The organism is Kitasatospora sp. NPDC057936, from assembly GCF_042887525.1.
Lineage (GTDB): Bacteria > Actinomycetota > Actinomycetes > Streptomycetales > Streptomycetaceae > Kitasatospora.
Genome location: NZ_JBHVPD010000033.1, coordinates 46,984 through 70,780 on the forward strand (window position 1 = coordinate 46,984; position 23,797 = coordinate 70,780).

22 protein-coding genes are annotated in these 23,797 nt (G+C 74.7%); 9 read left to right on the forward strand and 13 right to left on the reverse strand.

The window, feature by feature from the left end; all coding sequences use genetic code 11:
• Nucleotides 1-36: 36 nt before the first annotated feature.
• The gene (locus ACFVU9_RS19150; RefSeq protein ID WP_387594586.1) at nt 37-882 is read right to left on the reverse strand and encodes a hypothetical protein; all 846 of its coding nucleotides are present in this window, start codon (nt 880-882) and stop codon (nt 37-39) included.
• Between the two features lie 271 nt (nt 883-1,153).
• On the opposite strand from ACFVU9_RS19150, the gene bioB reads away from it, so the two are divergent.
• From bioB to ACFVU9_RS19170, 4 genes are all read left to right on the forward strand, one after another.
• On the forward strand, nt 1,154-2,425 hold the full coding sequence (gene bioB, locus ACFVU9_RS19155) for a biotin synthase BioB (RefSeq protein WP_380445838.1): 1,272 nt from the start codon (nt 1,154-1,156) through the stop codon (nt 2,423-2,425).
• A 97-nt stretch (nt 2,426-2,522) separates the two neighbouring features.
• Complete coding sequence (locus tag ACFVU9_RS19160; protein WP_380501996.1) at nt 2,523-3,830, forward strand: adenosylmethionine--8-amino-7-oxononanoate transaminase; 1,308 nt, start codon at nt 2,523-2,525, stop codon at nt 3,828-3,830.
• A gap of 26 nt (nt 3,831-3,856) precedes the next feature.
• Nucleotides 3,857-4,621: a dethiobiotin synthase gene (bioD, locus tag ACFVU9_RS19165; RefSeq protein ID WP_387594588.1), complete on the forward strand. Its 765-nt coding sequence runs from the start codon at nt 3,857-3,859 to the stop codon at nt 4,619-4,621.
• A gap of 76 nt (nt 4,622-4,697) precedes the next feature.
• Complete coding sequence (locus ACFVU9_RS19170; RefSeq protein ID WP_387594590.1) at nt 4,698-5,144, forward strand: hypothetical protein; 447 nt, start codon at nt 4,698-4,700, stop codon at nt 5,142-5,144.
• 56 nt (nt 5,145-5,200) lie between these two features.
• On the opposite strand, the gene ACFVU9_RS19175 is transcribed toward ACFVU9_RS19170, so the two are convergent.
• Nucleotides 5,201-5,650: a heme-binding protein gene (locus tag ACFVU9_RS19175; protein WP_380445842.1), complete on the reverse strand. Its 450-nt coding sequence runs from the start codon at nt 5,648-5,650 to the stop codon at nt 5,201-5,203.
• A complete protein-coding gene (locus tag ACFVU9_RS19180) occupies nt 5,647-6,627 on the reverse strand; it encodes an NADP-dependent oxidoreductase (protein ID WP_387594593.1) in 981 nt (326 codons plus the stop codon). The genes ACFVU9_RS19175 and ACFVU9_RS19180 overlap by 4 nt, the downstream gene beginning before the upstream one ends.
• Nucleotides 6,628-6,770: 143 nt before the next feature.
• On the opposite strand from ACFVU9_RS19180, the gene ACFVU9_RS19185 reads away from it, so the two are divergent.
• From ACFVU9_RS19185 to ACFVU9_RS19195, 3 genes are all read left to right on the forward strand, one after another.
• Nucleotides 6,771-7,160, forward strand: coding sequence for a winged helix-turn-helix transcriptional regulator (locus tag ACFVU9_RS19185; RefSeq protein WP_380501988.1), 390 nt, complete (start codon nt 6,771-6,773; stop codon nt 7,158-7,160).
• A gap of 175 nt (nt 7,161-7,335) precedes the next feature.
• Nucleotides 7,336-8,190 carry a polysaccharide deacetylase family protein gene (locus ACFVU9_RS19190; protein WP_387594595.1) on the forward strand — a complete coding sequence of 285 codons (855 nt, stop codon included), beginning with the start codon at nt 7,336-7,338 and terminating at the stop codon, nt 8,188-8,190.
• Complete coding sequence (locus ACFVU9_RS19195) at nt 8,187-9,149, forward strand: TAXI family TRAP transporter solute-binding subunit (RefSeq protein ID WP_387594597.1); 963 nt, start codon at nt 8,187-8,189, stop codon at nt 9,147-9,149. Before ACFVU9_RS19190 ends, ACFVU9_RS19195 begins: the two co-directional genes overlap by 4 nt.
• 50 nt (nt 9,150-9,199) lie before the next feature.
• Here ACFVU9_RS19195 and ACFVU9_RS19200 read toward each other — a convergent pair whose 3' ends face one another.
• The 4 genes from ACFVU9_RS19200 to ACFVU9_RS19215 all read right to left on the reverse strand — a co-directional run bounded on the left by ACFVU9_RS19200 (nt 9,200) and on the right by ACFVU9_RS19215 (nt 13,502).
• Nucleotides 9,200-10,621, reverse strand: a complete 1,422-nt coding sequence (locus tag ACFVU9_RS19200) for an ATP-binding protein (protein WP_387594599.1) — start codon at nt 10,619-10,621, stop codon at nt 9,200-9,202.
• The gene (locus ACFVU9_RS19205) at nt 10,618-11,325 is read right to left on the reverse strand and encodes a response regulator transcription factor (RefSeq protein WP_387594601.1); all 708 of its coding nucleotides are present in this window, start codon (nt 11,323-11,325) and stop codon (nt 10,618-10,620) included. The genes ACFVU9_RS19200 and ACFVU9_RS19205 overlap by 4 nt, the downstream gene beginning before the upstream one ends.
• A gap of 25 nt (nt 11,326-11,350) precedes the next feature.
• Entirely contained in the window at nt 11,351-12,754 is a 1,404-nt protein-coding gene (locus tag ACFVU9_RS19210) for an MFS transporter (protein WP_387594603.1), read from the reverse strand.
• Between the two features lie 379 nt (nt 12,755-13,133).
• On the reverse strand, nt 13,134-13,502 hold the full coding sequence (locus tag ACFVU9_RS19215) for a MerR family transcriptional regulator (protein ID WP_387594605.1): 369 nt from the start codon (nt 13,500-13,502) through the stop codon (nt 13,134-13,136).
• A 96-nt stretch (nt 13,503-13,598) separates the two neighbouring features.
• Here ACFVU9_RS19215 and ACFVU9_RS19220 point away from each other — a divergent pair, with 96 nt between their 5' ends.
• On the forward strand, nt 13,599-14,384 hold the full coding sequence (locus ACFVU9_RS19220; protein WP_380445852.1) for an amidohydrolase family protein: 786 nt from the start codon (nt 13,599-13,601) through the stop codon (nt 14,382-14,384).
• Between the two features lie 302 nt (nt 14,385-14,686).
• Here ACFVU9_RS19220 and ACFVU9_RS19225 read toward each other — a convergent pair whose 3' ends face one another.
• The 4 genes from ACFVU9_RS19225 to cseB form a co-directional block, all read right to left on the reverse strand.
• Nucleotides 14,687-17,242: an ABC transporter permease gene (locus ACFVU9_RS19225; RefSeq protein ID WP_387594607.1), complete on the reverse strand. Its 2,556-nt coding sequence runs from the start codon at nt 17,240-17,242 to the stop codon at nt 14,687-14,689.
• A gap of 27 nt (nt 17,243-17,269) precedes the next feature.
• Nucleotides 17,270-18,019 (reverse strand): ABC transporter ATP-binding protein, encoded by a 750-nt coding sequence (locus ACFVU9_RS19230; RefSeq protein WP_387594635.1) that lies wholly within the window; start codon nt 18,017-18,019, stop codon nt 17,270-17,272.
• Nucleotides 18,020-18,167: 148 nt separating this feature from the next.
• A complete protein-coding gene (locus ACFVU9_RS19235) occupies nt 18,168-19,412 on the reverse strand; it encodes a sensor histidine kinase (RefSeq protein ID WP_387594609.1) in 1,245 nt (414 codons plus the stop codon).
• A 5-nt stretch (nt 19,413-19,417) separates the two neighbouring features.
• On the reverse strand, nt 19,418-20,134 hold the full coding sequence (gene cseB, locus ACFVU9_RS19240) for a two-component system response regulator CseB (RefSeq protein ID WP_380445855.1): 717 nt from the start codon (nt 20,132-20,134) through the stop codon (nt 19,418-19,420).
• A gap of 252 nt (nt 20,135-20,386) precedes the next feature.
• Here cseB and ACFVU9_RS19245 point away from each other — a divergent pair, with 252 nt between their 5' ends.
• Entirely contained in the window at nt 20,387-20,815 is a 429-nt protein-coding gene (locus ACFVU9_RS19245; protein WP_380445856.1) for a hypothetical protein, read from the forward strand.
• 73 nt (nt 20,816-20,888) lie between these two features.
• On the opposite strand, the gene ACFVU9_RS19250 is transcribed toward ACFVU9_RS19245, so the two are convergent.
• Both ACFVU9_RS19250 and ACFVU9_RS19255 read right to left on the reverse strand, forming a co-directional pair.
• A complete protein-coding gene (locus tag ACFVU9_RS19250) occupies nt 20,889-22,283 on the reverse strand; it encodes a SufS family cysteine desulfurase (protein WP_387594611.1) in 1,395 nt (464 codons plus the stop codon).
• A complete protein-coding gene (locus ACFVU9_RS19255; RefSeq protein ID WP_387594613.1) occupies nt 22,270-23,700 on the reverse strand; it encodes a family 2B encapsulin nanocompartment shell protein in 1,431 nt (476 codons plus the stop codon). Before ACFVU9_RS19255 ends, ACFVU9_RS19250 begins: the two co-directional genes overlap by 14 nt.
• Nucleotides 23,701-23,797: the final 97 nt, after the last annotated feature.

Below are 23,797 nucleotides of genomic sequence, written 5' to 3' on the forward strand. Positions count from 1 at the left end.
CTTTCGGATCACCCGGGCTGATCCGAAAGACGCGCCCTACATCCAGACGAACTGCGCGCCCGCCGTGTACGACACGGCGCGCGTCGCCTCGTCGAGGACCTGCTCGGGCGTGGGCGCCGGGGTCCCGGACGCCGACGGGCTCGCCGCGGGCGCGGAGCCGGGCACGGTGCTGGGCGTCGCCGACGGCGCGTGGGCGTCGGCGGGCAGGCGGGAGCTGGTCACCGTCACGTAGTGCCCGACCGCCTCGACCCGCGGCTCGGTGCCGGGCTTGGCGGCAGCGGCGGCCGGGGAGTTGTCCACGTCGGCGTTGGGGAGGATGAAGGCCAGCGCGCCGGGCTTGGCGCGCAGCGCCTCCGCGGCCCGGCCGGCGGCGGCCTGGTCGGCGAAGCGCAGGATGGTGACGCTGCTGAGCACCGGCTTGTCCTGGCCGGTGACGCTGACGGTCAGGTAGGCCTGGCAGCCGCTGTCCTTGAGCAGGTCCTGGGCGCGGTCCTGCTGCGCCTCGACGCAGTTCTCGCCGCGCCGCGCGCCGTTGCGCTTGCCCTTGTAGGCGCCGAGCTCGATCAGCCGCTGGGACGGGAAGTACGTCTCGACGTTGAGGGCCTCGGGGTCGGTGGGCGGCGGCGGGGCGCCGACGACCGGCGGGGTCCTGGCCGCGTCCTTGGCGGACGGGCCGAGCCCGGGTATGTAGTCGCCGGGATTGGGCCGGGTGATGATCCAGCCGCCGGCCACGACCACGCCCACGACCGCCGTCCAGCCGATCAGCCGCCGGGCGGACGGCCGCCTGCCCCGGTACGCGCCGGCGCCCCCGCCGAACCGCTGTCCTGCCTGGCCCGTCTGGCCGTCTCCCGGAGTCGGGGTGCGCTCCCCCTGCGTGGTCATGGCGCAGATTCTAAGCAACGGCCGGGTGGCCCAGATCACGGGGTCGGTGCTTGTGGATCATCGCTCACTACTGCCGGGTAACAGCCCGCCACGCACTGCGTTCGGCGGCGAACCAGCCGCTCGCGGGCCGTCCGGGCGGCCGTGTCACCGTCGACGTGACTCGCGTCACTACCGTGAGCTCCGACACTGTGACAACTCGCACATCCTCCCGCCGATCTTCTGGTGGGTTTGCTCTGGCGTCGGCCGAACACCAACAGGCAGGATCAGGCCCATGGATCTGCTCGATACCCTCACCGCCAAGGGCCTGCGCGGCGAAGTCCCGACCCGCGAGGAGGCGCTGGCCGTCCTCGCCACCACCGACGACGAGCTGCTGGACGTCGTCGCCGCCGCCGGCAAGGTCCGCCGCAGGTGGTTCGGCCGCCGGGTGAAGCTCAACTACCTGGTGAACCTCAAGAGCGGGCTCTGCCCGGAGGACTGCAGTTACTGCTCGCAGCGGCTGGGCTCCAAGGCCGAGATCCTCAAGTACACCTGGCTCAAGCCGGAGCAGGCCGCGGACGCGGCGCGCGCCGGCGTGGCGGGCGGCGCCAAGCGCGTCTGCCTGGTGGCCAGCGGCCGCGGCCCGACGGACCGCGACATCGACCGCGTCACCGACACCATGGCCGCCATCAAGGACGCCGACCCCGAGGTCGAGATCTGCGTCTGCCTGGGCCTGCTCTCCGACAACCAGGCGGAGCGGCTGAAGGCGGCCGGCGCGGACGCCTACAACCACAACCTCAACACCTCCGAGAGCACCTACGGCGACATCGCCACCACCCACACCTACGCGGACCGCGTGGACACCGTGCAGAAGGCGCACGGCGCCGGGCTCTCCGCCTGCTCGGGCCTCATCGCGGGCATGGGCGAGAGCGACGAGGACCTGGTCGACGTCGTGTTCGCGCTGCGCGAGCTGGGCTCGGACTCCGTCCCGGTCAACTTCCTCATCCCGTTCGAGGGCACGCCGCTCGCCCAGGAGTGGAACCTCACCCCGCAGCGCTGCCTGCGCATCCTCGCGATGGTCCGCTTCGTCAACCCGGACACCGAGGTGCGGATCGCCGGCGGGCGCGAGGTGCACCTGCGCTCGATGCAGCCGCTCGGCCTGCACGTCGCCAACTCCATCTTCCTCGGCGACTACCTGACCAGCGAGGGGCAGGCCGGGCAGACCGACCTCGACATGATCAAGGACGCGGGCTTCGAGGTCGAGGGCGCGGGCGAGGCCACCCTGCCGCGCCACCGGGCCGACATCGCCGCCGCCTCGGGCTGCGGCTCGACGGCCTCCGGCTGCGGCACGAGCGCCGCCGCCCCCACCGCCTCCGGCTGCGGTTCGGCCGCGTCGGCCTGCGGCAGCGGCGGCGGCTGCGGCCCTTGCGGCGGGCACGGCCACGCGGAGCCCGCCCCGGCCGCTGCTGTCGCGAACGACGCCGCCGAGTCCACGGACGGACTGCGCAGCGACCTGGTCAAGGTCCGCCGCCGCGGCGCCGGCACCGAACTCGCGCCCAACGCCTGACGGTTCGGCCGCCACCGGGGCCGCGCGCCCGCCGCGCGGCCGTCCGGCCGGCACCGGACCCACGCTCCACGCCCGACAGTCCAGGAGAACCCCCGTCATGTCGTCCCAGCTGTCCCCGGACACGCTGCTCTCGCTCGACCGCGCCCACGTCTGGCACCCGTACGGCCCGATGCCCGGCACCGCCACCCCGTTCGTGGTGGAGTCCGCCTCCGGCGTCCGGCTGCGGCTCGCCGAACCGGTCGCGGGCGGGCGGCGGGAGCTCGTCGACGGCATGTCGTCCTGGTGGGCGGCCGTCCACGGGTACCGGCACCCGGTGCTCGACGAGGCCGTCCGGGACCAGCTGGGGCGGATGAGCCACGTGATGTTCGGCGGGCTCACGCACGAGCCCGCCGTCCGGCTCGCGGCCCGGCTGGTGGAGATCACGCCCGAGCCGCTGCAGCACGTGTTCCTCGCCGACTCCGGATCGGTCGCGGTCGAGGTCGCGATGAAGATGTGCCTCCAGTACTGGCGCTCCACCGGCCGCCCCGAGAAGCGCCGGCTGCTGACGTGGCGCGGCGGCTACCACGGCGACACCTTCCACCCGATGTCCGTGTGCGACCCCGACGGCGGCATGCACCACCTGTGGGGCGGGGTGCTGCCCGGGCAGCTCTTCGCGCCGCAGCCGCCCGCCGGGTTCGACGAGCCGCTCGACCCCGCGTACGCGCGGGAGTTCGAGGCGCTGATGGAGCGGCACGCGGACGAGCTCGCCGCCGTCATCGTCGAGCCGGTCGTCCAGGGCGCGGGCGGGATGCGCTTCCACTCCCCCGCCTACCTGCGGATGCTGCGCGAGCTGTGCGACCGGCACGGCGTGCTGCTCGTCTTCGACGAGATCGCGACCGGGTTCGGCCGCAGCGGCGCCCTGTTCGCCGCCGACCACGCGGGCGTCTCCCCCGACGTCATGTGCCTCGGCAAGGCCATCACCGGCGGGTACCTGACGCTGGCCGCCGCGCTCTGCACGGGCGAGGTCGCGGACGGGATCAGCCGCGGCGAGGTGCCGGTGCTGGCCCACGGGCCGACGTTCATGGGCAACCCGCTGGCCTGCGCGGTCGCCAACGCCTCCATCGACCTGCTGCTCGGGCAGGACTGGGAGACCGAGGTGAAGCGCATCGGCAACGGCCTGCGGGACGGGCTCGCGGCCGCCGCCGACGTACCCGGCGTGCACGACGTGCGCGTCCAGGGCGCCATCGGGGTGGTGCAGTTGGACCACCCGGTCGACGTCGCCGCCGCCACCGAGGCCGCCGCCCGCGAGGGCGTCTGGCTGCGCCCCTTCCGGGACCTGATCTACACCATGCCCCCCTACGTGACGCAGGACGAGGACGTGGCCCGCATCGCGGCCGCCGTAACCGCCGCGGCGGTGGCGGGATGAGCGCGAGTCGCCGCGGCGGTGGCGGGATGAGCGCGAGTCGCCGCGGCGGTGGCGGGACAAGCGCGCGGATCCTGTTCGTCACCGGGACGAACACCGACGTCGGCAAGACGATCGCCACGGCGGCCGTCGCGTCGGCGGCCCTGCGCGGCGGCCTGCGGGTCGCCGTGCTCAAGCCCGGACAGACCGGCGTCGCGCCCGGCGAGCCCGGGGACGCGGCCGAAGTCCGGCGCCTGGCGGGCGATCTGACGATCCGTGAGCTCGTGCGCTACCCCGAGCCGCTGGCCCCCGACACGGCGGCCCGCCGGGCCGGGATGCCGCGCCTGGCCCCGGAGGACGTCGTCGCCACCGTCCGCGAGCTGGCGGCGGAGCACGACCTCGTCCTGGTCGAGGGCGCGGGCGGCCTGCTGGTGCGCTACGACGACGAGGGCCGGACGCTCGCCGACCAGGCCAGGGCCGTGCTGGACGCCGGGCTGCCCGCCGAGGTGCTGCTCATCGCGTCGGCCGGACTCGGCACCCTCAACATCGTCGCCCTGACCGCGGAGGCCCTCGCGGCGCGCGGACTTCCGCTCGCGGGCGTCGTCGTCGGCTCCTGGCCCGCCGCGCCCGGCCTCGCCGAACGCTGCAACCTCGCCGACCTGCCGCGCTCGGCCGGCGCCCCGCTCCTCGGCGCGCTCCCCGAACGCGCCGGCGCCGGCGCCGACTTCGCCGCGCTGGCCCTCGCCTCGCTGGCCCCGGAACTGGGCGGTACGTGGGATGCGGAGCACTTCGCCGAGGCCCACCGGCCGGAATGAGCCGGGCTTCGCTCGAAGGTGTGATGTCGGCCCCCGAACCGTGTGCGGGCCGGTTCGGCTCAATACCGTTCTCCTCATGACAGACGGGCTGACGGTAGACGAGGCTCTCCGAGCCTTGGCCGCCCTGGAGGCGGCGTGGAAGGACGACGACGAGGCCCTGTCCGCCCTCTCCGCGGGCGGGCCGGACGAGCAGACCCTCCCGGCACTGGTGGCCGCGTACGGCGAGCACGCGATGGACACGCTCATGGCGCTCGCCTTCGGCCTGCGCTCGACGATGAGCGACGAGGAGATCGCCGAGCTGTCGGACGCCGTGAGCGCCAACATCGGCGCCCGGATGAGCGCACTGCTCACCCGGGCGCTGAAGGTGTGGGGCGCGGTGGCCCCGCCGGGCGACCTGGTCGTGACGAAGGCCATCGCCCACGTGGTGATCGACGCGATGCGGGCGGTCACGGAGGACCCGAACAAGACCGAGGTCCTGCCGCTGCTCGCGACCTTCCGCTCGTACGCGCTCAACAACCCCTGACCCCTGACCGTCGCCGGGGCGGGGTGCCCGTGCCGCGTCCGGCGGTGGGACGGCCCCTACCGGTCGGCGGGCAGGTCGAACCCGAGCGCGGCCAGCGCCTCCTCGGCGGCCTCCCGGTCCTGCTCGTAGCTGCCGCCGGAGACCCCGAGGCCTCCGACGCACCGGCCGTCCGCGAGGACCGGGTAGCCGCCACCCACCGCCATCAGCCGCGGGTGCCCGGCCAGCGGCGTGACCTGCGGATCGGCCAGGTAGCCGTTCCACGCGTGGGTGGGGATCCCGAACGAAGCCGCCGTCCACGCCTTGTCGACGGCCACCTCGGCGGTGAGGAAGGGCGCCCCGTCGGCGCGGTCGAAGGCCTTCAGGTGCCCGCCCGGGTCGACGACGGCGACGGCCGCCGGGAAGCCGATCCGGTCGGCGGCCGCGCGCACGGCCGCGATCAGCTCGGCGGCGGCGGTCCGGCTCACCGCCTGGACGGGCGTGGTGTTCGCGGACGTGTCGGTCCTCACGAGGCCGCTCCTTCGGTGACGGTCAGGACGATCTTGCCGCGGGTGCGGCCGGTCTCGCCGAAGGTGTGGGCCGCGCCGGCCTCTTCCAGCGGGAAGGTCTTCGCCACCTCGACGGCGACCTCGCCGGCGTCGATCAGGCCGGCGATCGCGGTCAGCGCCGTGCCGTCCGGCTCGACCAGGAACGGGGTCACGCGCACGCCGGCCGCCTCGGCCGCGGCGGCCAGCTCCGGGGAGACGCCGGCCGGGATGGTGACCAGCAGGCCGCCGGGGCGCAGGACCTTCAGCGATCGGGTGCTGCTGTCGTCGTGGGCGTCGCCCACCAGCTCGATGACGACGTCGACGTCGGCGACGACCTCCTCGAAGCGGGTCGTGGTGTAGTCGACGGTCTCGTCCGCGCCGAGTTCCTTGAGCCAGGGGTGGCGGGCGGCGCTCGCGGTGGCGATCACGTGGGCGCCCAGGCGCCGGGCGAACTGGACGGCGAAGTGGCCGACGCCCCCGGCGGCGGCGGTGATCAGGACCCGCTGCCCGGCCTGGACCTGGGCGGTGTCGACGACGGCCTGCCAGGCCGTCAGCGCGGCCAGCGGCACGGCGGCGGCGTGCACGTGGTCGAGGGCGGCGGGCTTGCGGGCGAACTGCCGGGCCGGGGCGGTCACGTACTCGGAGTAGCCACCCGCGAGGCGGGGGAACCACGGCATGCCGTAGACCTCGTCACCGGGCTTCAGCGTGGTCACGCCGAAGCCGACCTCCTCGACCACGCCGGACACGTCCCAGCCGAGGGTGAACGGGCCCTCGCCCAGCAGGCCGGCCATGCCCGAACCGGCACGGGTCTTCCAGTCCACCGGGTTGACCCCGGCGGCGTGCACCCGCACCAGCACCTCGGTGGGCAGCGGCACCGGGCGCGGCACCCGCTCGACCCGCAGCACCTCCGGGCCGCCGAAGCCGTTCTGGACCATCGCGCGCATCGTGTCCGTGGACATGTGTCATCTCCTGCGAAAGGCGCTTCCGGAGAGGCTCTCGCGGGCCTCCCCCTGACGTCGGCGACGCTATCCGCAGGGATGTGGTTACCTTCAAGGGACACTACTTCCTTTTGGAAAGCATCCTGCTGAGGAGAGTAAGAAGCATGGCGACCAGCTGCCCCAGCGGCCAGCACGACCACCACGACGTCTACACCGCCCAGTGCCCCTGCCGCCCGCTGCTCGACCTGCTGGCCAACAAGTGGTCCGCGCTCGCCATCGGCGCCCTGGAAGAGGGCCCGCAGCGCTTCGGCGCGCTCCAGCGCCGGCTCGGCGGCATCAGCCCGAAGGTGCTGACCCAGACGCTGCGCCGCCTGGAGGACTTCGGCATCCTCGACCGCACCGTCTACCCGGCGGTCCCGCTGCACGTCGAATACTCCCTCACCGAGCTCGGGCGCAGCGCCGCCGTCCCGCTGAACCACCTGCGCAGCTGGGTGGAGCAGAACCTGGACCAGGCGGCCCGTGCGGAACCGGTCGCGGAGGCCTTCGCGGGGTGAGCGAGGCGAGCGAGGTGAACGAGGTGAGCGAGAAGTCGGGCCCGCCGACTTCCGGTGATCCCCGGGAGTACGCTGCTGCCTCGCGAGCCCTCAGAACGGTGATCACGGCAACCGGACCGGGCTGCCACCGCGTCCGAGGGGCAGGACCGGCAAAAGGACACGGGGGAGACGGCTCATGGGAATGCGGCGACCTGACCGGGCGGGCGACGAACGGGCGTTGGCGCGGCGGCAGTTGCTGACGTGGGCGGCGACGGGCGCCGCCGTGCTCGGGGCCGGCGGCGCGCTGACCGGGTGCAGCAGTTCCGGGTCCGCGAGCGCCGACAGCGCCAACGGGGACTCGCCGAACGACTCCTTCTCCCCGGCCGCACCGACCGACCCGCCCGCCGTCCCCGGGCTGCCGGTGCCGTCGGCCACCCCCGTCGGGGTGCGCAGCAAGCCGGTCTTCAAGGTCCACGACCTGCTGCCCACCGCGCCGTCCAACGCCGTCGCCCTGACCATCGACGACGGCCCGAGCCGGCTCTACACCCCGCAGGTGCTGCAGCTGCTGCGCAAGTACGACATCCGCGCCACGTTCTCCGTGGTCGGCAGCGAGGCGCACGCCAACAAGGACGTCATCCGGCAGATCGCCGCGGACGGCCACGTGCTGGCCAACCACACCATGACGCACCCCCAGCCGTTCTCGCACCGCAGCGCCGCGCAGATCCGGCAGCAGCTCACCGACACGCAGTCCGTCGTCGTCGATGCCGGGGCCCCCGTGCCGACGCTGTTCCGCTCGCCCGGCGGCGACTGGTCCCCGACGGTCTTCCAGGAGGCCGCGCGCCTCGGCCTGACCCCGATCGACTGGGACGTCGACCCGCGGGACTGGGCCCGGCCCGGCGTCAACAAGATCACCGAGAAGCTGCTGGCCGCCAAGCCCGGCGACATCCTGCTCTGCCACGACGGCGGCGGCGACCGCTCGCAGACGCTCGACGCCCTGCGCTCGGTGCTGCCGGCGCTCAAGGCCAAGGGCTACGCCTTCGTGACGCTTTGATCGGCGGACCGCCCGTCACCCGCCGGGCCGCGCTGCTCGGCGGGGCCGCCGCCGTCCTCGCCGGGTGCTCGGACGGGGGTGGGCCAGCGGGGTCGCTGCGGCTGGCGAGCGGGCCCGAGGGCGGGCCGTACAACGCCTTCGGACGCTCCTTCGCCGACGCCGTGGCGGCCGGCCGCCGGCGGCTGTCCGTCACCCCCGTGAGCACCGCGGCCAGCGTGGACAACCTGCGGCGGCTCGACGGCAGGTCCGTCGACCTCGCGCTCGCCACCGCGGACGCCGCCGAGGACGCGGTGCTCGGCCGCGACACCTTCGCCCGGCCACTCGCCGTGACGGCGCTCGCGCGGGTCTACGTCAACTACATCCACCTCATCGCGCCCGCCGACGGGCCGGTGCACGAACTCGCCGACCTCGCCGGGCGGCGCGTCGCGACCGGTGCGGCGGGCTCCGGGCTCCAGGTGACGGCCAAGCGGCTGCTCCAGCAGGCCGCGCTGACCGGCGGCGCCGCGCCGGTGCAGGAGGAGACGCTCGGGCTGGCCGAGTCGCTGGCGGCGCTGCGGGCGGGCGAGGTGGACGCGGTGTTCTGGTCCGGCGGTGTGCCGACGCCCGCCGTGGCCGGGCTCTCGGCGCAGTTGCCGGTGCGCTTCGTGCCGCTGGACGACGTCGCCGGGACGCTGCGCGAGCGGTACGGCCCCGTGTACTCGGCGGTCACGCTCCCGGCCGGGGCGTACGGCCTGCGGAGCCCGATCGGCACCGTCGGAGTCGGCAACTACCTGACGGCCCGCCCGGGTGTGCCGGAGGACGCCGTGCGCGAGCTGCTGCGGATCCTGTTCGACCGGTGGGCCACGCTGCTGCGCGCCGTGACGGCGGGGGCCCGGCTGGAGCCCCGGTTCGCCGTCTCCACCGGGGCGGTGCCGCTGCACCCGGGGGCGGCGGCCTACTACCGGTCGGTCTACGGCTGAGCTTTCCGTCCAGCGATTCCAAGATCCCGGACAGAGCCGAGCCGAGGCGTTCAGCGCCGGGGTACCGGAACCCGGCCCGGGCTCTGCCCGTCCGCCCCCGGGAGCCGGAACTCCACGCTCAGCCCGTGCGGGCTCGTCGGCGCGACGGTCAGGGTGCCCCCGCAGGCCCGCGCCAGCTCGTCCGCGATGGCCAGGCCGAGGCCGGTGCCGGGGACGTTCTGGTGCTCGGGCGCTCGGCTGAATCTCCGCAGCAGCAGCGGGAGTTGCCCGGCTTCCACGCCGGGTCCCGTGTCGGACACCCGGACGACGACGACAGTGCCGCCGCCGTCGCCGTCGGGCGCGGCCTCCGCCGTGACGTGGATCCGCTCCCCCTCCGGGACGAACTTGCCCGCGTTGTCGAGCAGCGCGTCCAGCACCCGTCCGGCCGCGTCGGGCAGCGCGAGGGCGCGCAGGCCGGGGGTGACGTCCGCCGTCAGCTCCTGGCCGCCGGCGCGGAACACGGGCGCCCAGGCGGCCACTCGGTCGCGGACGGCCGCCGACACGTCGTGTTCCGCGAGCGGCTCGGACGCGGACTCCATCCTCGCCAACGCCAGTAGCCCGTCCAGGAGTTCGGCCAGCCGGTCGGCCTCGTCCAGGGCCAGGGCGTGCGCGGCGAGGCCGGGGCCGGGCGGTACGTGCGGTTCGGCGTTCTCCAGTTGCAGGACCAGGGTGGCCAGCGGGTTGCGGAGTTGGTGGGAGGCGTCGGCGACGAAGTCGCGCTGGCGGCGCAGCGCGTCGGCGACGGCCTGCGCCATGCCGTTGAAGTGCCGCCGCAGCCTGCGCAGTTCCGGCGGGCCGCCGTCCGACACCGCCCGCGCCTCCAGCCGTCCGTCCGCCAACCGGGCCACCACGCGGTCGAGTTCGTCGACGGGCCGCAGCAGCCAGCGGGCCAGCCCCGCCGCGACGAGGGCGGCGACGACGAACGCGGTGACGGCGCCCGCGGCGATGAGCGCCCAGCGGACGAGGACGTCGTGGCGCGCGGCGGCGGTGGGGACGGTCAACAGGACGGCGCCGTTGACGCGTTCGTCCTGGCCCACGGGTTCGGCGAGGAGGACGGTGTCCGGCCCCCAGGGGAGGATCGTGGGCAGCATCTCGGTGGAGCGGCCGGTGAGAGCCCGGCTGCGGGCGTCCTCCGCGATGGCGTCCGTGGGGGTAGCCCCGGCCCGGCCGAGGACCCCGCCGGAGGGGTCGACGACGGTCACGGCGGCGCCGTAGAGCTCGGCGTAGCGGGTGAGTTCGGCGGTGAGTTCGCGGCGGTCGGCGTCGGTGCGGATCCGGTTGGCGAGGTCGGCGAAGCGGACGGCGTCGGCGCGGCGCTGGAGGAGGAGGTGTTCCGTCCGGCCGCGGGCGTAGGAGTCGGCCAGGGGCAGCGAGAGGAGCAGCACGGCGGTCCCGATGAGCGCGGTCAGGACGGCCAGCAGGCGGCGCCTCATCCGGTACCGCGCTCCCGCCCCAGGTCGCCGAGCTGGTAGCCGTACCCGCGGATCGTGCGGACGAGTCCGGCGCGCCCGGTCTTGGCGCGGATCCCGGCGACGTGGACGTCGAGGGAGCGCGAGGAGCCGAGGAACGCGTCGCCCCAGATGCGGTCGAGGATCTCCTCGCGCGAGCGGACGTCGCCGGGCTGCGCGGCGAGCAGTGCGAGGACGTCGAACTCGCGCCGGGTGAGCCGGACTTCGGCGCCGCCGACGGTGACCGTCCGGCCGGCGAGGTCGACCGCGACGTCGCCGGTGCGCACCTGCCGCCCGTCGCCGGTGCCGGGTCCGGTGCCGTCCGGGGGCGCGGGCCGTCCGAGCCGGCGGCGCACGGTGTCGACGCGGGCGATGAGTTCGGCCATCCGGAACGGCTTGATCACGTAGTCGTCGGCCCCCGCCCGCAGCGCCTGGACGATGTCGCGCTCCTCGCTGCGGGCGGTGACGACGATCAGCGGCACCTGGCAGACCGTGCGCAGCTTGCGCAGCAGGTCGAGGCCGTCCAGGTCGGGCAGGCCGAGGTCGAGCAGGACGAACCCGGCCTCCCGCACGTGCCGCAGCGCCTCGGCGGCGCGCACCACCCGGCGCACGGTGTGGCCGCGGCGGGCGAGGGCGGTGGCGAGGGCCTGGGCCATGCGGTCGTCGTCCTCGACGAGAAGCACGTGCACGCGGTCCTCCCCACCTGTGAGGTGACTACCGTACGGCCTGCGCCACCGCGCCCGCCTCGGGGGTCCCGGCCGGGTCGAGCTCGGCGTCGCGGGTGTCGGGCATGAAGAGGTACGTGACGAGCGACACCAGCGCGCAGGCCGAGACGTACCAGAAGAAGCCGGACTCGTGGCCGGCGTTCTTGAACCAGAGCGCCACGTACTCGGCCGTGCCGCCGAAGAGCGCGTTGGCGAGCGCGTACGGGAGGGCCACGCCGAGGGCGCGGATGCGGGTCGGGAACAGCTCCGCCTTCACGGCCGCGTTGATCGACGTGTAGCCGGTGACGATCAGCAGGGCCACCACGGACAGACCGAGCGCGGACCAGTACGAGGAGGCCGAACCCAGCGCGGACATGAGCGGGTAGGTGCCCACGGTGCAGCCGATCGCGAAGGTGATCAGCAGCGGGCGGCGCCCGATCCGGTCGGAGAGCAGCCCGGCGAGCGGCTGCACGGCGGCGAAGACCGCGAGCGCGGTGAAGCTGACCAGCGTCGCGGTGTTCTTGGGCAGGCCGGCGCTGCCGATCAGGTACTTGGTGAGGTACGTGGTGTACGTGTAGTAGGCGACGGTGCCGCCGAGCGTGAGCGCCATGACCAGGACGGCCTGGCGGCGGTGCTCCCACAGCCCGCGCAGCGTGCCCCGGGCGCCCTCGGCCCGGCCGGCGGTCTCCTTGGTGAACGCGTCCGTCTCCGGCAGCCGGCGGCGCAGCCAGAACACCACGAGCGCGAAGACGGCGCCGAGGAGGAACGGCACCCGCCAGCCCCAGGCGTGCAACTCCTTCGCGGTGAGCGTGTGTTGCATGACGATGAGGATGCCGAGGCCCAGCAGCTGGCCGACCGTCATCGACACGTACTGGAACGACGACCCGAGCCCCCGACGGTCCGGTGCCGACGCCTCCGTCAGGTAGGTCGCGCTCGCCGCGTACTCGCCGCCGATGCTCAGGCCCTGCAGCAGCCGCGCCACCAGCAGGACGGCCGCCCCGAGGTACCCGGCCTGCCCGTACGTCGGCGCGACCGCGATCAGCACGGCCGCCGCCGACATCATCGTGACCGTCAGGGTCAGCGCGCTCTTGCGCCCGTGCCGGTCGGCCGCCCGCCCGAGCACCCAGCCGCCGACCGGCCGCATCAGGAAGCCGACGGCGAAGATCCCGGCGGTGTTCATCAGCTTGGCCGTGGAGTCCGACCCGGGGAAGAAGTCGTCGGCGAAGTACACCGCGAAGCTGGCGTAGACGAACCAGTCGTACCACTCCACGAGGTTCCCCAGCGACCCCCCGACGAGCGCGAGCCGCCGCCGGGCCCGCTCCTCGCGCGACGGCTTCGGAGGGGCGGCGATCGATCCAAGCGACACGGACGACGCGGACGGCTCGGACGACGCGGATGACTCGGACGACGACATGGCGGCTCCACGGGTGTTCCAGGGCGGGTGAGGTGCCCCAGAGCGTGCAGCCGGGCCGCGACCGGCGGCAAGGAGTGCGGCCCAGATCTAACGTCCCGCTAAGGAAGCGGCCCCGCACTCCGCCGACCGGCAGACTGTACGGCCGCACATCTCCGACCAACCTGGCCCTGTGCAACGTGACTCCTCCCCCGGTTGAAGCCGGGGGCTTCTCGCCAAGCCTGGTTGGGTTCGCGACGGGCCGGCCCGGCCCGTAAGACGTTGACGGCTCCCACGGTGCCGGCCTCCTCCGGGCGCCGGAAGCGAAGAAGGCTCCCTGACGCCTCCCGATTCCCGTGACCCACCGGGGCGTGGCCGACGTCGGCCACGCCCCTCCAGCGTCTCAGGCCGCCGGGGGCAGGCCGGCCGCCTCGGTGGCCGCGATGGCCTGCCGCAGGGCCTGCCGGGCCTGGTCCAACTCATCGGCGCGGCGGTCGAGTTCGGTGAGCTGGGTGCGCAGCTTGCGCAGCACCCCCGGACACGCGCGCAGCGGGCCCTCCGGCTCGCCGCAGGGCAGGAGCTGCTGGATCGTCCGCGTCGGCAGCCCGGCCGCGAGCAGGGCGCGGATCTGGCGCACGGTCCGCTCGGCGGACGGCTCGAAATCCCGGTAGCCGTTGGGGAGACGCGTCGACGTGAGCAGGCCGACCCGCTCGTAGTAGCGGATCAGGCGCTCGCTCGTGCCGCTGCGCCCCGCCAGTTCGCCGATCCTCATCGTGCCCCGCTCCCCCGTCCGGCTTGACCTTGTCACGGTGTCAGGGTTGAACACTAGTGCCCGTCCCCGCACGGCGGCACCGACCAGGAGATTCCGTTGATCATCGACGCGCACAGCCACGTCCACGACCCGGTGGACGGCCACCTCGCCCTGCTCGACGAGGCGGGCGTCGACCGCGCCGTGCTCTTCGGCACCCGGCCGCACCCGGAGCGGGCCGGCGACCTGGCCGGCTTCAAGCGGGAGATGAGCGTCCTGCACGACACGATCAGCGGCCGCTCGGCCGGGGCGGATGCCCACGCGGCGGCGGTGGACGAGCTCGCGGCCGTCTGCGCGGCGCACCCGGACCGGTTCATCGGCTTCGGCAAGGTGCGGCTGGACGTACCGGCCGAGCGGATCGCCGAGGAGGTGCAGCGGGACGTCGTCGCACGCGGCTTCCGGGGCATCGGCGAGCTGACGCCGCCGCCGGACGGCGCGGGCCTGGTCGAACCGGTGCTGCGCGCCGCCGCCGACCACGGCGGGCTGCCGGTCGTCGTCCACGGCTTCGCACCGACCACCGCCGGCGACATCGCGACGCTGGCCGAGCTCGCCCGCCGCCACCCGCGCGTGCCGCTCGTGCTCAGCCAGCTCGGCGGACTCCACTGGCTGCAGGCGATCGAGCTGGCGCGGGAGACCCCGAACCTGTACCTCGAACTGTCCACGGCGAGCGTCGTGTTCGCCGTGCGGCTGGCGATCCGCGAGGTGCCCGACCGGACGCTCTTCGGCTCGGACGCACCCTACGGCGACCCGGTCGTCACCCGCGCGATGGTCGAGCGCGCCACGCCGCCCGGCGAACTGCGGGACCGCGTGCTGGGCGGGACCTTCGCCGAACTCCTGGGCCTCTGAGGCCGTTTGAGGCTTCCGCCCGCCCCCGACGGGGGTGGGGGCGGGCGGAACGGGTGCCGCCCGGGCCGGCCGAACGCAGGCCCGGCGGGCAGGGCGTGACGCGCCCGGGCGGGGAAGCGGCGGCATGCCGAGCGACGGCCCCACGTCCCGGCCGGAGCGCGGACGAACCGGCCGGACGCAGGCCCGGCGGGCGGGGCGTGATCCACCCCGGCGCGGACCTCGGCCTGATCCGAATGACCCGCCCCACCCACACAGACCGCCGCGGGTCGCGCCACCGTCGGGGCACGGGCGCAGCCCGGGTCTCACGCCTCGGCGGCCGCCGCCAGCGGGCCCAGGGCGGCTGCCCGGCGGGCCGGGACGGCGGCCGCGAGGGCGCCGATCGCGAGCGAGACCGCGCACACCAGGAGCAGCGTGCCCCACGGCAGCGCCGGCGTGTAGTGCTCCACCGCGCCGGTGGCCAGCGGGCCGACCGCCCACGCGCCGGCCAGGCCGGCCGCCAGGCCGAGGAGGGTGCCGTACGCGGCGACGGTCACCGCCTCCAGGCGGATCATCCGCCGGACGCCCGCGCGGTCCAGGCCGACGGCGCGCAGGACGCCGATCTCGCGGGTGCGTTCGGCGACGGACACGGCCAGGGTGTTGACGATGCCGAGCGCGCCGATCAGCGCGCCGACGGCGAGCATGCCGTACATGACGGCCAGCAGGTCGCCCATGACCCCGGCCGCCTCGCGGACGAGCTGCGCGCGGTCCTGCACCTTCACCAGCGGGCTGTTGCCGACGGCGGTGCGCAGCCGCTGTTCGAGGGCCGGAGAGGTGGCGCCGTCGGCGGTGCGGACGAGGATGCGCTGGACGGAGCCGGGCAGGTGGCTGTTCTGCGCCACCTCCGCGCGCGCGGCGAGCACGTCACGGGCCGTCGGGTCGTCCCGGTAGACCGCCACGACGGTGTACGGGCGGGCGTCCTGGGTGCGGCCCATGCGGGCGTCGAGGCGGTCGCCCGGGGCGAGGTGGTGTTCGCGGGCGACGGTGGCGGAGACGGCGACCCGGCCCGGACCGAGGTCCTGGAGCGAGCCGCCGGTCAGGTCGAGCCGCAGGACGCCGCCCGCCGTGTCGGGGTCGACGCCCGCGACCTCCAGGACCGTGCCGCCGGCCACCAGGGTGGAGTCCGTGACGGCGCTCGCCGTCCGCACGCCCGGGGTGGCGGCGATCCGTGCGACGGCGGCCGGGTCGACGCCGTCCATGGTGGAACGGGAGCCGATCACGTAGTCGGCGGCGAGCCCGGCGGCGGCCCGGTGGTCGAGGGCCTGCGCGGCGGAGTGCCCGATGGTGGCGAGGCCGGTGACGAGCGCGGTGCTGATCATGAGGGTGGCGGCGGTCGCGGCGGTGCGCCGGGGGTCGCGCAGCGCGTTCTCCCGGGCGAGGCGCCCGGCGACGCCGAGGCGGCCGGTGAGCCTGCCGAACGTCCGGATCACCGGGGCGGCGAGCACCGGCCCGAGCGCGATCAGGCCGCAGACGAGCAGGGCGCAGCCGAGCATCGCGCTCTGCAGGTTCGCCTCCGAGGCGTCCTTCGCGCCGCGCAGCGACACCAGCAGGGCCGCGGCGAGCGCGACCAGGACGAGGCCTGCCACGGCGCGGAGGTGCAACCGGTGGGCGGGCGGCGGCTGTTCGGCCGTCCGCAGCGCCTCGATCGGCGCGACCTTCGCCGCCCGGCGGGACGGCAGCCACGCGGCGAGCACGGTGACGCCCACGCCCACGGCGAGCGCCGCCGCGACGGGCGCGGGGCCGATCACGAGGGGGCCGCGCGGCAGCCCGTCGCCGAGGAGTCCGGGCAGTGCGGCGGCGATGCCGAGGCCCAGCAGGAACCCGGCCGCCGACGCGGCGAGCCCGACCACGAGGGCCTCCAGCAGGACGGCCCGCGCCACCTGGCGGCGCTGCGCGCCGATCGCCCGCAGGAGCGCGATCTCGCGGGTGCGGCGGGCGACGAGCATGGTGAAGGTGTTGACGATGAGGAACGAGGCGATGAAGAGCGAGACGCCGGCGAAGACCAGCGGCAGCTTCTCGTAGCCGCGGGTGAGGGTGTCGACGAGGATCGTCTGCTGGGCGGCCCGGGCGGCCCCGGTGGTGGCCTCGGCCCGGTCGGCGGGGAGCACGGCGGCGACCTTGCGGGCGAGGTCGACCTGGTCGGTGCCGGGCGCGGCGGCGAGGTCGATGCCGGTGTAGTGGCCGGGGGTGGCGAACAGCTGCTGGGCCGTCGCCCGGTCGAACAGGACGAGGGTGCCGCCGGCCGTCACCCGGGTGTCGTCGGTGGTGACGAGGCCGACGAGGCGCTTGGTCATGGCCGGCCCGTCGGTGGCGAGGGTGACCGGGTCGCCGATCCTCAGCCGGCCGGCGGCGGCCGTGCCGCGGTCCACGGCGATCTCGTCGCCGCCGCGGGGCGCCCGGCCCTCCGTCAGCGGGTAGCGGCCGTCCGTCCCGTCCTTGCCGGGGACGTAGGCGGCGGCCTGGTTGGCCCAGCGCGCGCCGACCCGCAGCGGGGTGCCGTCCGCCGCGTTCAGGACGGCCGAGCCGTCGGCGGACGGCCGGACGGCGGCCACGCTGGGGAGGTCGGCCAGCTTCCGCACGAGCGCGTCGTCGAGCACACTGGTCGGCTGGTCGGTGCCGGCGCCGGGCCGGGGCTCCTTGGCGGTGACGGTGAGGGCGACGCCGGCGCAGTTCTTCGAGGCGGCGGCGCGGTGGGCCGCCGTGGTGGAGTCCGCGAACACGAGGGTGCCGGACACGAACGCGACCCCGAGGCAGACCGCGAGCACGGTCATCGCCAGCCGGGCCTTGTGCGCCAGGACGTTGCGCAGAGCTGTTGTCAACATGGGTTTCTTCCTGGGCGGTTGGCGGTGTCAGCGGGCGGCGCGCGCGTCGAAGCTCTGCATGACGTCCAGCACGCGGTCGGGCGTGGGGCGCACCATCTCGTCGACCAGCCGGCCGTCGGCGAGGAAGACCGCGCGGTCGGCGAAGGCGGCGGCGACCGGGTCGTGGGTCACCATGACGACCGTCCGGCCCAGTTCGCGGACGGAGTCGCGCAGGAAGCCGAGGACCTCCGTCCCGGCGCGGGAGTCGAGGTTGCCGGTCGGCTCGTCCGCGAACACCACGGCGGGCTGCCCGGCCAGTGCGCGGGCAACCGCGACGCGCTGCTGCTGCCCGCCGGACAGCTGCGCGGGCCGGTGGCCGAGCCGCTCGGCGAGGCCGACCATGGCGACCACCCGGTCCAGCCAGCGCTGGTCGGGGCGGCGCCCGGCGATGGCCAGCGGCAGCGTGATGTTCTCCAGCGCGGTGAGCGTCGGCAGGAGGTTGAACGCCTGGAAGACGAAGCCGATCCGCTCCCGGCGCAGCCGGGTGAGCTGCCGGTCGTCGAGCGGGCCGAGCTCGGTGGTGCCGATGCGCACCGAGCCGGAGGTGGGGGTGTCGAGCCCGGCGGCGCAGTGCATCAGGGTGGACTTGCCGCAGCCGGACGGGCCCATGATGGCGGTGAACTCGCCCTCCCGGAAGCCGATGCTGACGCCGTCGAGGGCGGTGACCCGGGTGTCGCCGGAGCCGTAGACCTTGGTCAGGCCGGTGGTGGCGGCGGCGATGCCGGGCGCATGGTGCAGGGTGAGCGGATCGGGTGTCACGGGGGCTCCTCTTCGGTGCGGGGACGTGCACTTCAGAGGGTGTCGGGGGAACGTATCGGTGCCCTGGGCGGCCGTGTATCGATGGCCGGTCCCGTTCGTAGCAGTTCCGTAGCGCGTCGGACGGGCGTCAGTCCGGCGGCAGGCGCAGGGTCGCGAGGGCGCCGCCGTCCGGGGCGTTGTCCAGGCGCAGGTCGGCGCCGAGGAGCCGGGCCTGGCCGAGGGCGATGGTCAGGCCGAGGCCGTGGCCGGTGCCGCGTTCGCGGGCGCCGGTGTGGAAGCGGCGCGGGCCGTGGAGCAGCAGGTCCGGCGGGTAGCCGGGGCCGTGGTCGCGCACGGCGACCGTCCGGCCGTCGACGCGGACGTGCACGGGGGCGGCGCCGTGGCGGTGGGCGTTGACGACGAGGTTGCCGACGATGCGCTCCAGCCGGCGCGGGTCGGTCTCCACCCGGAACTCCCGGTCCGCCACGGTGACTTCGGCATCCAGGCCGGTGCGCGTCACCGCCTCCGCGACGACGGCGCCGAGCGGCACCGAGGCGCGGACGGGGCGTTCGGCGCCCGCGTCGAGGCGGGAGATCTCCAGGAGGTCCTCGACCAGGCCGCGCAGGTCGCGTACCCGGGCGCGCAGCAGGTCCTCGGTCTCGCCGGGCGCCAGGAGGTCGACGGCGGCGAGCAGGCCGCCCACCGGGGTGCGCAGCTCGTGGGCCACGTCGGCGGTGAACTGCCGTTCGGCGCGCAGGCGCCGGCCGAGGCTGTCGGCCATGAGGTCGACCGCGGCGGCGATGTCGGCCACCTCGTCGCGGCCGCCGGCCGGCCCGGTGCGGGCGTCGAGGTCCCCGGCGGTGATGCGGCCCGCGGTCTCGGAGACGCGGCGCAGCCGGCGGCCGAGCAGCCCGGCGCCGTAGACGGCGACGGGCACGGCGGCGCCGAGGGCGATCAGCGAGGCGACCGTGACGGTCGCGTCGAGGCGGCTCAGGGTGTGGAGTTCGGGGCTCGTGTTGACCCGGACGGCGAGCACCGGGCTGCCCGGGCCCGCGGTGCGCTGGGCGCCCCAGACGCTCGGGCCGAGGTTGCCGTGGACGCTCCCGTCGTAGGCCGTGTGCCGCTGCCCGTCGACCGGGTCGCGCAGTGCGGCGGGCAGGCCGGCCGGGTCGAGCTCGGCGCCGTCCGCGAGCGCGCCGGTGCGGCGGTAGACGTCCATGGCGGAGTAGACGGTGTTGAAGGCCTGCGCGTCGGCACGGTCGCGGATGTCCTGCGCCGTCCACACGTGCACCAGCACGCCGACGGCTGCCGCGACCAGGCAGGCGGTGAGGGCGGCCAGCGCGGCGATCTTCCAGCGCAGGGACGTGCGGCGCGGGCGCCCGGGCGTTCGCACCGGGCTCAGCGCCTGAGCTTGTAGCCGAAGCCCCGGACCGTCTCGATCCGGTCCCGCCCCAGCTTGCGGCGAAGCCGCTGCACGCACAGGTCGACGACCCGGCTGTCGCCGTCCCAGCCGTAGTCCCACACGTCGCGCAGCAGGGTGTGCCGCTCCAGCACGACGCCCGGCCTGGCGGCGAACTCCAGGAGCACCTTCAGCTCCGTCGGCGTCAGCGCCACGGGCGCCCCGGCGACGGACACGACCATCCCGGCGGTGTCGATGGCGAGGTCCCCGAAGGTGAGCACCTCGCCGTCGGAGGCGGCCGGCCCGGCCCGCTCCGGCCGCGGGCCCGGCGCCGGTGCGTACGTGGCCCGCCGCAGCAGCGAGCGGATGCGCGCGACCAGCACGAACGTGTCGACGGGCTTGACCACGTAGTCGTCCGCGCCGGCCTCCAGCCCCGCGACGACGTCGAGCCCGTCCCCGCGGGCGGACATCATCAACACGGGCACCAGGCTCGTCTCCCGCACCCTGCGGCACAGCCCGATCCCGTCCAGGCCGGGCAGCATGACGTCCAGGATCAGCAGGTCGAACTCCCGCTCACGGAACAGCTCCAGCCCGGTGAGCCCGTCCGCCGCGGCCGTCATCGCGTACCCGTACCGCTCCAGCGCGACGGTGAACGCCCGCCGCATCAACGCGTCGTCCTCGACCAGCAACACACGGACCGGAGGGACGTCGGACACGGGACGGACGCCTCCTCTACGGACGGTCGGCGGGGCGGGGGCAGGAACGTGAAAGGGACGATACCGCAGACATCGGACACCCCCGCCGCACCGGAGGACATCGACGCCGGATCAAGCGCCCGCTGATACACGACGGATACAAAGCCCTCAATCGCATTACTCATTAACGCATCAGTCTTTACTGATTCTTGGGTATCAACTAGGCTCTCGGGGTTCCAACCACCGACCCGCACCCAAAGGGCGCACCATCCCGTGAGAGTTCCCCGCCTCGACGGCGCCAGGCTCGCCGTCGTCACGGCCCGCGTCGCGCTGGTCGCCGAGGTCCTGCTGAGCCTCTGGATCGCGTACGCGGCGTGGAGCATGCGCAGCGTGGCCTACCTGGACGACGACGGCACCGATTTCTCCCGCTACGGTGTCGCGGTCTTCCCCGCGCTGGGCCTGGTGTGGGCGGCGCTCTGCGGGTGGGGCGTCGTCGCGTCCGTGCGGCGGTCGCGCTCCGGGGAGCGCGGTGTGGTCTTCGGCCTGACCGTCGTCGCGGTGGCGCACTTCCTGGGCGGGATCTGGAGTGCCGTCTGCGGGGGCTGGCACCTGGGCGGGGGGCTGTTCCTCCTCTCCGTCCTCTACGCGACCGCGGCCAACCCGGCCCGGCCGCACCGGGAGCCCGGCCTGACGGGCGGCTGACGGGCGGCTGACGCGCCGGGGCACGGCGAACGGGCGGACACCACCTGCGGGGTGGCGTCCGCCCGTTCGCGGGTCAGGAGGTGGCCTGGACGCCCTGGAGGGCGCTGATCAGGCTGTCCACGTCCTGGACGGTGTTGTAGAGGGCCAGCGACGCGCGGACCGCGCTCTGGACGCCGTAGGCGGCGAGGGCGGGCTGGGCGCAGTGGTGGCCGGCGCGGACGGCGATGCCCTGCTGGTCGAGCCGGGCGGCGACGGCCATCGGGTCGACGCCGGCGAGCAGGAAGGTCAGCACACCGATCTTCCCGGGCGCGTTGCCGATCAGCCGGAGCCCGGGCACGGTGGCCAGGGCCGCCATGGCGTACGCGGTGAGCTGTTCCTCGTGCGCGGTGGCCGCCTGGCGGTCGAGGCCGGACAGGTAGCGCAGCGCGGCCCCCAGGCCGGCGACGCCGGCGATGTGGCCGGTGCCGGCCTCCAGGCGGTGCGGGACGGGGGCGTAGGTCGTCTCGTCGAAGGAGACCGAGTCGATCATGTTGCCGCCGCCCTGCCACGGGGGCATGGCCTCCAGCACGTCGCGCTTGCCGTACAGGACGCCGATGCCGGTCGGGGCGAAGATCTTGTGCCCGGAGAAGGCGTAGAAGTCGGCGTCCAACGCCTTGACGTCGACCGGGAAGTGGCTGACCGCCTGGGCGCCGTCGATCAGCACCCGGGCCCCGTACCGGTGGGCGAGCGCCGTCATCTCGGCCACCGGCGGGACGGTGCCCAGCACGTTGGACGCGTGGGTGAGCGCGACCAGCTTGGTGCGGTAGCTGAGCAGGTCCCGGTAGGCGTCCTGGTCGAGCTGCCCGTCGGGGAGCAGCGGGATCGGCACGACCCGGGCCCGCCGCTCCTTGGCGATCAGCTGCCAGGGCACGAGATTGGAGTGGTGTTCGGCGGCGGAGACGAGGATCTCGTCGCCGACGCCGAGGTTGGCCCGGCCCCAGCTCTGCGCCACGAGGTTGACGGCCTCGGTGGTGCCGCGGACGAAGACGATCTCGTCCGGGTCCGGGGTGCCGAGCAGTCGGGCGGCCTCGGCGCGGCCCTCCTCGTAGACCTGGGTGGCCTGTTTGGCGAGGGTGTGGGCGCCGCGGTGGACGTTGGAGGTGCTCGTCGCGTAGTGCTCGCCGACGGCCTCGACGACCTGGCGGGGCTTGAGGGTGGTGGCCCCGTTGTCCAGCCAGACGAGCGGGTGGCCGTTCACCTCCCGGTGCAGCTGCGGGAAGTCGCGGCGGACGGCCTCGACGTCGAACCCGCCGGCGGGCGCGGCGGGCGCCGACGTGGCCTGCGGGGCCGACGGAATCTGCGGGGCCGAAGGGGCCGCCTGGGGCGGCAGCCAGTAGAACGGGATCGCGGTCATGTCGGTCCCGTACGGCGGCCGTTGGGCCACTCCGTGGATCCCGGAGCCGCGCCCGAACCCGTCAGGAGTAGTCATGGTAGTTGGACACCTCGACGTTCTGGAGCACGGCGACCGCGTCGTCCACCAGGGCGGCGGTGGAGAAGTAACTGGTCACCAGGTACGAGGTGATGGCCTGCCGGTCGACGCCCATCGCCCGCACCGCGAGGCCCGGCTCGACCTCGTCCGGCACCTTCGCCGGGCGCAGGCCGACGACGCCCTGGCGGTCCTCGCCGACGCGCATCAGCAGGATGTTGGTGGTGCCGGGCGCCGAGTTCGCCGAGCCCTTGAGGTCGAGCTTGTCGGAGGGCAGCAGCGGCACGCCGCGCCAGGTGAGGAACGGGCTGCCGAACAGCTCGACGATCTGCGGCGGCACCCCGCGCCGGGTGCACTCGCGGCCGAACGCGGCGATGGCGCGCGGGTGGGCGAGGAAGAACGCCGGCTGCTTCCAGACCCGGGTGAGCAGCTCGTCCATGTCGTCCGGGGTCGGCGCGCCCTTGCGGGTGCGCACGCGCTGGCTCGCGGCGACGTTGTTGAGCAGGCCGTACTCGGCGTTGTTGAGCATCTCCCACTCCTGGCGCTCGCGCAGCGCCTCGACGGTCAGCCGCAACTGGGCCTGGACCTGGTCGATGCCGGAGTTGTAGACGTCCGCGACGCGGGTGTGCACGCGCAGGACGGTCTGCGCGATGCTGAGCTCGTACTCGCGCGGGCTGTCCTCGTAGTCCACGAAGGTCTCGGGCAGGTACGGCTCGCCGGCGTGGCCCGACTGGAGGTCGATCGGGTGCTCGCGGTCGGTCGACGGCCGCACGGAGGCGGCGGCGAACTCGTCGAGCTGCGCCCGCAACGAGGGCTCGCGGTCGGCGAGTTCGACGAGCGTGCGGCGTTCGACGGAGAGCACGGTGCACGCGCTCACGGCCTTGACCCGGTACGTCGTGTCCGTGCCGTTGGCCCACTCGGCGCCGTCGAAGAAGTCGCCCTCGCCGAGGACGGCCAGCAGGGCGTCCGCGCCGTACTCGTTGGTGGCGCGCTTCTCGGCGCGGCCGAACGCGATGATGTGCAGCTGGTCGGCGGGGGCGCCGGCCTCGACGATGAGCTCGCCGGGCGCCACCTCGCGCTCGACGAAGGCGCTGGCGAGCGCGGCGAGCAGCGGGCTGTCCACCTGGCTGAGGAAGGCCAGTTCGCGCAGGTCCTCGGCGACGACCTGGTTGGCGCCGGCGCCGTCGACGTAGGTGCTGATCAGCCCGTCGCCGAGGATGAAGCCGCGGCGGCGGTTGACGCGGAAGACCCCGGCCTCCAGGTCCACCCAGGGCAGCGCGCGCAGCAGGTAGCGCGGGGTGATCCCGAGCATCTGCGGCACGGTCTTGGTGGTGGTGGCGAGGTTCCGGGCGGCGGAGGTACTGAGGCTCTGCTGACTCTGCTGGCTCTGCTGGCTCTGCTGGACGGCCTCGGTGGTCACGTGTGGTCCCCTCCCGTAAATCGGCTGATCCGACGATGCGTCAGATTGTTGCGGCCGATCCGGGTTCGTGTGAGGACGTTTAGGTTCACCGATCTGT

What these genes read in the sequence shown, in the direction of transcription:
- bioB (WP_380445838.1), top strand. Translation starts at nt 1,154, where the DNA reads ATGGATCTGCTCGATACCCTCACCGCCAAGGGCCTGCGCGGCGAAGTC.
- ACFVU9_RS19210 (WP_387594603.1), bottom strand. Translation starts at nt 12,754, where the DNA reads ATGTCGTCGTCCGAGTCATCCGCGTCGTCCGAGCCGTCCGCGTCGTCC.
- ACFVU9_RS19250 (WP_387594611.1), bottom strand. Translation starts at nt 22,283, where the DNA reads ATGACTACTCCTGACGGGTTCGGGCGCGGCTCCGGGATCCACGGAGTG.
- ACFVU9_RS19200 (WP_387594599.1), bottom strand. Translation starts at nt 10,621, where the DNA reads ATGAGGCGCCGCCTGCTGGCCGTCCTGACCGCGCTCATCGGGACCGCC.
- ACFVU9_RS19160 (WP_380501996.1), top strand. Translation starts at nt 2,523, where the DNA reads ATGTCGTCCCAGCTGTCCCCGGACACGCTGCTCTCGCTCGACCGCGCC.
- ACFVU9_RS19190 (WP_387594595.1), top strand. Translation starts at nt 7,336, where the DNA reads ATGGGAATGCGGCGACCTGACCGGGCGGGCGACGAACGGGCGTTGGCG.
- ACFVU9_RS19225 (WP_387594607.1), bottom strand. Translation starts at nt 17,242, where the DNA reads ATGTTGACAACAGCTCTGCGCAACGTCCTGGCGCACAAGGCCCGGCTG.
- bioD (WP_387594588.1), top strand. Translation starts at nt 3,857, where the DNA reads ATGAGCGCGAGTCGCCGCGGCGGTGGCGGGACAAGCGCGCGGATCCTG.
- ACFVU9_RS19215 (WP_387594605.1), bottom strand. Translation starts at nt 13,502, where the DNA reads ATGAGGATCGGCGAACTGGCGGGGCGCAGCGGCACGAGCGAGCGCCTG.
- ACFVU9_RS19185 (WP_380501988.1), top strand. Translation starts at nt 6,771, where the DNA reads ATGGCGACCAGCTGCCCCAGCGGCCAGCACGACCACCACGACGTCTAC.
- ACFVU9_RS19170 (WP_387594590.1), top strand. Translation starts at nt 4,698, where the DNA reads ATGACAGACGGGCTGACGGTAGACGAGGCTCTCCGAGCCTTGGCCGCC.
- ACFVU9_RS19150 (WP_387594586.1), bottom strand. Translation starts at nt 882, where the DNA reads ATGACCACGCAGGGGGAGCGCACCCCGACTCCGGGAGACGGCCAGACG.
- ACFVU9_RS19180 (WP_387594593.1), bottom strand. Translation starts at nt 6,627, where the DNA reads ATGTCCACGGACACGATGCGCGCGATGGTCCAGAACGGCTTCGGCGGC.